Origin of the sequence: Isoptericola sp. NPDC057391 (genome assembly GCF_042668085.1) — a bacterium.
Classification (GTDB): Bacteria; Actinomycetota; Actinomycetes; order Actinomycetales; family Cellulomonadaceae; genus Isoptericola.
Genome location: NZ_JBHVBO010000225.1, coordinates 1 through 5,818, shown reverse-complemented (window position 1 = coordinate 5,818; position 5,818 = coordinate 1). Strand labels below are relative to the sequence as shown.

General features: G+C 75.3%; 6 protein-coding genes. All 6 read left to right on the top strand.

Features of this window, described 5'->3' with window-relative positions; genetic code table 11:
- The first annotated feature begins 34 nt into the window (after positions 1-34).
- The 6 genes from ACFUVW_RS18970 (at position 35) to ACFUVW_RS18945 (ending at position 5,748) form a co-directional block, all read left to right on the top strand.
- Positions 35-790 (top strand): glucose 1-dehydrogenase, encoded by a 756-nt coding sequence (locus ACFUVW_RS18970; protein WP_430572862.1) that lies wholly within the window; start codon positions 35-37, stop codon positions 788-790.
- Positions 791-920: 130 nt separating this feature from the next.
- Entirely contained in the window at positions 921-1,658 is a 738-nt protein-coding gene (locus tag ACFUVW_RS18965) for an ABC transporter ATP-binding protein (protein ID WP_430572861.1), read from the top strand.
- On the top strand, positions 1,655-2,386 hold the full coding sequence (locus tag ACFUVW_RS18960) for an ABC transporter ATP-binding protein (RefSeq protein WP_430572860.1): 732 nt from the start codon (positions 1,655-1,657) through the stop codon (positions 2,384-2,386). Before ACFUVW_RS18965 ends, ACFUVW_RS18960 begins: the two co-directional genes overlap by 4 nt.
- A gap of 46 nt (positions 2,387-2,432) precedes the next feature.
- On the top strand, positions 2,433-3,311 hold the full coding sequence (locus ACFUVW_RS18955; RefSeq protein ID WP_430572859.1) for a branched-chain amino acid ABC transporter permease: 879 nt from the start codon (positions 2,433-2,435) through the stop codon (positions 3,309-3,311).
- Positions 3,308-4,477 (top strand): branched-chain amino acid ABC transporter permease, encoded by a 1,170-nt coding sequence (locus tag ACFUVW_RS18950; protein WP_430572858.1) that lies wholly within the window; start codon positions 3,308-3,310, stop codon positions 4,475-4,477. The genes ACFUVW_RS18955 and ACFUVW_RS18950 overlap by 4 nt, the downstream gene beginning before the upstream one ends.
- Before the next feature lie 5 nt (positions 4,478-4,482).
- Positions 4,483-5,748, top strand: a complete 1,266-nt coding sequence (locus tag ACFUVW_RS18945) for an ABC transporter substrate-binding protein (protein WP_430572857.1) — start codon at positions 4,483-4,485, stop codon at positions 5,746-5,748.
- The last annotated feature ends 70 nt before the right edge of the window (positions 5,749-5,818 follow it).

Below are 5,818 nucleotides of genomic sequence, written 5' to 3'. Positions count from 1 at the left end.
CAGGCGTCACCCGACCCCTGATCCGGAGGAACCCATGTCCGCTCGTCCCGTCCCGCCCGCCCCGGACCGCCCGCTCGCGGGACGCGTCGCGCTGGTCACGGGCAGTGCCCGAGGTCTCGGCGCGGCGTACGTCCGCGCCCTGCACGCCGCAGGCGCCGCCGTCGTCGTCGCGGACGTGCTCGACGACGAGGCGGCGGCGCTCGCGGCCGCGCTCGGCGACCGGGCGCTGCCCGTGCGGCTCGACGTGACCGACGAGGCGGGCTGGGGCGACGCGGTGGACGCCGCCGTCGACGCGTTCGGCGGGGTGGACGTGCTCGTGAACAACGCCGGCATCGCCAACTCCGCACCCATCGAGCACTACTCGACGGCCAAGTGGGACGCCGTCATCGCGGTGAACCTCACGGGCACCTTCCTGGGCTGCCGCACCGTGGTGCCGGTGATGAAGGCGGCCGGGGGCGGGTCGATCGTCAACGTGTCGTCGGTCGAGGGCCTGCGGGGCGGCGAGCGCCTGCACGGGTACGTGGCCTCCAAGTTCGGCGTGCGGGGGCTGACCAAGTCCCTCGCGGTGGAGCTGGGCCGTGACGGCATCCGGGTGAACTCCGTGCACCCCGGCCTGGTGCGGACGGAGATGACGACGCGCATCGACCCCGACGCCGTGCCGATCCCGATCGGTCGTGCGGCGGTGCCGGACGACGTCACCGGCGCGGTGGTGTTCCTCGCGAGCGACGCGTCGGCGTACCTCACGGGCACGGAGCTCGTGGTCGACGGGGGCCTCACCGCCGGCGTCTGAGTGCCCGGGGCGACGGCGTGGGCGCCGGACGGTCACGGGCGTGCAACGTTCTGAAGTTTGTCTCGACAGGGCATACCGGCCAGTCGGTTTTTCCGCTAGCGTGGCAGGCACCCGACACGAAGAGGTGCCGATGTCCCGCTCCACGCCAGCAACCCCGCCCCGGCTCGAGGTCTCCGGACTCACCGTGACGTTCGGCGGACTGACCGCCCTCGACGGCGTCGACCTCACGGTGGGCCGCGCCGGCCGCGCCGAGACCGTCGCCCTGATCGGCCCCAACGGGGCGGGCAAGACCACCGTCTTCAACGCGGTGTGCGGCCTGGTGCGCCCCAGTACAGGGGTCGTCCGGATCGACGGACGCCCCGCGCCCGCCTCCCCGACCCGGCTGCTCGAACGCGGGCTGGCGCGCACGCTCCAGGGCCTCGGCCTCTTCGCGGGGCTCACGGTCCTCGAGAACGTCCTCGTGCCGGTCGCCGGGGGCGCCGACGCGGTCGAGGCCGCGGCGGCCGCGCTCGCGCGGCTCGACCTGGCCGCCGACGCCGCCACGCCCGTGGACGCCCTGCCGTACCCCGTCCGCAAGCGGGTGGCGCTCGCCCGCGCGCTCGTGGCGCGACCTCGGCTCCTGCTGCTCGACGAGCCCGCCGGCGGCCTCGGCAAGGACGACGTGGACGGCCTCGCGGACGTCGTGCGCGACGTCGTCGCGGACGGCTGCGCGGTGCTCCTGGTCGAGCACCACGTCGACTTCGTCATGGCCGTGGCCCACCGGGTCGTCGTGCTCGACTTCGGGCGGGTCGTCGCGAGCGGCACCCCCGACGAGGTGCGCACCGACCCGGCCGTCGAGGCGGCCTACCTGGGGCTGGAGGCCGCATGACCGCCGCCACGTCCGCCGTGCTGGCCGTCGACGGTCTCACCGTGGGCTACGCCGGCGCGCCCGTGCTCGACGGCCTCCGGCTCGCCGTCGCGCCGGGCGAGGTGGTCGCCCTGCTCGGCGCGAACGGCGCCGGGAAGACCACCCTGCTGCGCGCGCTCTCCGGCCTGACGCCGCCCCGCGCCGGCCGGGTGCTGCTCGACGGCGCGGACCTCACCGCCCTGGGCGTCGAGGACCGCGCCCGGCGCGGCCTGGCCCAGGTGCCGGAGGGGCGCAGCGTCGTGACGGAGCTGACCGTCGACGAGAACCTCCGGCTCGGCGCCCTGTGGTGCCACCCCGGACGCGCGGCGCGTCGGGCCGCCGTCGCCCGCACCTACGACCTGTTCGAGCCGCTCGCCCGGCGCCGCTCCAGCCTGGGGCACCAGCTGTCCGGGGGCGAGCGGCAGATGCTCGCGCTCGGCCGGGCGCTGCTCGCCCGCCCGCGCGTGCTGCTGCTCGACGAGCCCTCGCTCGGCCTGGCGCCCCGCGTCGTCGCGCAGCTCATGGGCGTGCTGCGCACGACGGCGCGAGAGACCGGCCTGACCGTGCTGCTCGCGGAGCAGAACGTCACCTCCGCCCTGTCGATCGCCGACCGCGGCGTGGTCCTGAGCCTCGGCGCGGTCGTGGTCGACGCCCCCGCCGCCGAGCTCGCGGGCGACCCCGCGCTGCGCCACGCCTACCTGGGCTTCTGACCGGCACCGGCCGGCACCCGACCAGCGTCTCCGAGAGAGGCTTCCCATGGACCGACTCGTCTTCCTTCTCGCCACCGGGCTCGCCCGGGGGCTCGTCATCGCGCTGTTCGCGCTGTCCCTCGTGATCGTGTGGCGCGCCGCGCGGCTGGTGAACTTCGCCCAGGCGGCCGTGGCCACCGTCGCCGTCTTCGCGGCGTTCGCCGTCACCGGAGCCACCGGCTCGTTCTGGGCGGGCCTCGCCGCCGCCCTCCTCGCCGGTGCCGGCCTGAACGCGGCGGTGGAGCGCGGGCTCATGCGGCGGGTGCCGTCCGGCAGCCCGCTGCCGGGGATGATCGTCGCGATCGGGCTGGTCATGGTGCTGCAGTCCGCCCTCGGGATCGCGTTCGGACCCCGGCACCGGCCGATGGCCGCGCCGTTCGACGAGCGCCCCTTCGTAGTGGGCGGCGTGCCCCTGCTCTCGCCGTACGACCTGTTCGTGCTGGTCGTGGCGCTGGCGGTGGTCGGGCTGCTCGCATGGCTCTTCAACGGCACGTCGCTCGGCCTGCAGCTGCGCGCGTCCGCCGCGGCGCCCGAGGTCTCCCGCCTGCTGGGCGTCCGCGTGCCGCGCATGGTCACCGTCGGCTGGGCGCTGTCGGGCGCGGTCGCGGCCCTCGCCGCACTGCTCCTCGTGCCCACCGAGCTCGGCCTCAACGCCCACTCCGCCGACCTGCTGTTCGTGCACGCCTTCACCGTCGCCGTCCTGGGCGGGCTCGACTCGCCGACCGGCGCGCTGGTCGGCGGGGTCGTCGTCGGGGTGCTGGTCAGCCTCGTCACGGGTTACCTCGGAGCGGGCGTCGCCCCGCTCGCCGTCCTCGCCCTGCTGACCCTCGTGCTGCTGGTGCGGCCCGGCGGGATCTTCGCCGCCGCTCAGGTGCGTGCCGCATGACCGCCACCCGACCCGCCGCGGCACAGGAGACAGAGGAGACCGCCGTGCGCGACGACCGTCCCGCCCCCGAGCCCGCCCGGCGGCTCACCCGCACCCAGCGCATCCTGGTGCGCGCGGCCGTGCTCACGCTGCTGGCCGTGGCCGTGACCTTCGTGCTCGACCCGTACCGCAACTACCAGCTCGCCGTCGTCGCCGCGACCTTCTGCGCGACGGCGGGCCTCACGCTGCTCGTCGGCCTCACCGGCCAGCTCTCCCTCGGGCACGCCGTCCTCATGGCCGCGGGAGGGTACGGCTACGCCCTCACCGTGAACGCGGCGGCCGGCGCCGGCCTCGACGGCGACGGCGGTGCGGCGCTGGCCCGCGTCGTCCTCGGCCTCGTGGGGGCCGTCGTCGTCTCGGGAGCCGTCGGGGGACTGCTCGGCCTCGCGGGCGCGCGCCTGCGCGGGCCCTACCTGGCCGGGCTGACGCTCGCCATGGTCGTGGCGCTCCCGGCCCTCACCGCGCAGGTGCCCGCGCTGGGCGGGGACCAGGGCCTGGCCGTCCCGTTCGAGGGCGTGCCCGAGGTGCTGTCCCGGCTGATCGTCGTGGAGCAGTGGCACGCCTGGGTCGCGATCGTCGTCGCCGCCGTCGCCGTCACGCCCCTCGCGCTGCTGCGCTCCGGCCGCGCGGGCCTGCGCATGCGTGCCGTGCACGGCGACGAGACCGCGGCCCGGCTGTCCGGGGTGTCGCCGGCGCGGGTCAAGGTCGGCGCGTTCGTCGCGAGCTCGCTCGCGGCCGGCCTCGGCGGCGCCGTCCTGTGTCTCGTCACCCAGTCGGTCGGGCCCGGGCGCTACGACCTCGCGTTCTCGCTGCTGCTCGTCGTGGCCGCCGTCGTCGGCGGGCTCGGCAGCCTCGGCGGGGCGGCCGCCGGCGCGGCGCTCGTCGTGCTGCTGCCGTGGCTCGTCGACACCGTCACCGCCGCCGTCGGCGTCCCCGCCGACCTCGAGCAGCGGCTGTCCGGCAACCTCGCCGTGCTCGTCTTCGGCGCCCTGCTGATCGTCGTGACCCTGGTCTGGCCGGGCGGGCTCGCCCGCGCCGCGACCCGCCGTCGCCACCGTCCCCGCGGCCGCACCGACGCGCCCGCGGCCCCGCCCCACCCCCCAGCGTCTCGACCACTAGAGAGGTGATCCCCATGCGGAACCCCCGCACCGCCCCCACCGCCGGCGTCGCCGCGGTGTCCGTCGCCGCGTGCCTGGGCCTGTCCGGCTGCAGCACGCCGGCGGCCGCCGCCCCCGGCATCAGCGACGACACCGTCACGATCGGCACGCACCAGCCGCTCACCGGGCCGGCCGCCGCCGGGTACGCGTCGATCTCGGCCGCCACGAAGGCCTACTTCGAGTACGTCAACGCGGGCGGCGGCATCCACGGCCGCTCCATCGAGTACGTCGTCAAGGACGACGGGTACAACCCGGCCACCACCCAGACGGTCGTGCGCGAGCTGGTGCAGGAGGACAAGGTGTTCGCCCTGCTCGGCGGTCTCGGCACGCCCACCCACTCGTCCGTGCTCGACTACCTCACCCAGAACGACGTGCCCGACCTCTTCGTCGCGTCCGGCAGCACGATGTGGGACGACCCCGAAGGCCACCCGAACACGTTCGGCTTCAACGCCGACTACGTGGTCGAGGGCGCCGCGCTCGCGCAGTACACCGCCGACGAGCACGCCGGCAGCAAGGTCTGCGTCTTCGGGCAGGACGACGACTTCGGCGAGGAGTTCCTCGAGGGGGTCGAGCTCGCCCTCGGCGCGGACGGCGTCACCGCCCACGAGTCGTACTCGACGTCGAACCAGGACGTCACCGCGCAGATCGGCGCCCTGCAGGCCGCCGGGTGCGAGGACGTGCTGCTCGCCACGGTGAACGGCTTCACGGCGCTCGCGGTGGGGACCGCCGCGAAGATGGGCTGGAGCCCGCGGTGGCTGGCGTCGTCGTCGGGCGGCGACTACCCGACGCTCGTCGAGCTGCTCGGCGAGGACGTCGCGCCCGCGCTGCTGGACGGCTTCGTCAGCGCCAACTACCTGCCGTTCGGTCCCGACGGCGAATGGGCCGAGCTCTTCGAGCAGATCAACGACGAGTACAACGACGGCGCGCGGTTCGACGGCAACACCGTGTACGGCATGAGCATGGGCTACCTGTTCGCCGAGGCGCTGGCCGCGGCGGGCGAGGACCCGACGCGCGAGAGCCTCATCGAGGCCGTCGAGTCGGGCGACCTCGAGGGCAACGGCATCCTGCCGCTGATGTTCGGCCCGGACGACCATTCCGCCTTCGACGGCGTGGGCATCACCGTCGTGGCCGACGGCGTGCAGGACTACGTCGGCGCGACCTACGCCGTCGGGAGCGGGAAGGTCACCGCGGTCGAGCCGCAGCCCGTGCCGCTGCGCAACGAGGGCATCCCGACGCCCTGACAGCGGCGAGATAGAGACGGGGGACCCGCGAGATAGAGAGGGGATGGACCAGGATCGGTCATCCCCTCTC

Coding starts and splice junctions, on each gene's coding strand:
- ACFUVW_RS18960 (WP_430572860.1), top strand. CDS start 1,655: ATGACCGCCGCCACGTCCGCCGTGCTGGCCGTCGACGGTCTCACCGTG.
- ACFUVW_RS18945 (WP_430572857.1), top strand. CDS start 4,483: ATGCGGAACCCCCGCACCGCCCCCACCGCCGGCGTCGCCGCGGTGTCC.
- ACFUVW_RS18950 (WP_430572858.1), top strand. CDS start 3,308: ATGACCGCCACCCGACCCGCCGCGGCACAGGAGACAGAGGAGACCGCC.
- ACFUVW_RS18970 (WP_430572862.1), top strand. CDS start 35: ATGTCCGCTCGTCCCGTCCCGCCCGCCCCGGACCGCCCGCTCGCGGGA.
- ACFUVW_RS18965 (WP_430572861.1), top strand. CDS start 921: ATGTCCCGCTCCACGCCAGCAACCCCGCCCCGGCTCGAGGTCTCCGGA.
- ACFUVW_RS18955 (WP_430572859.1), top strand. CDS start 2,433: ATGGACCGACTCGTCTTCCTTCTCGCCACCGGGCTCGCCCGGGGGCTC.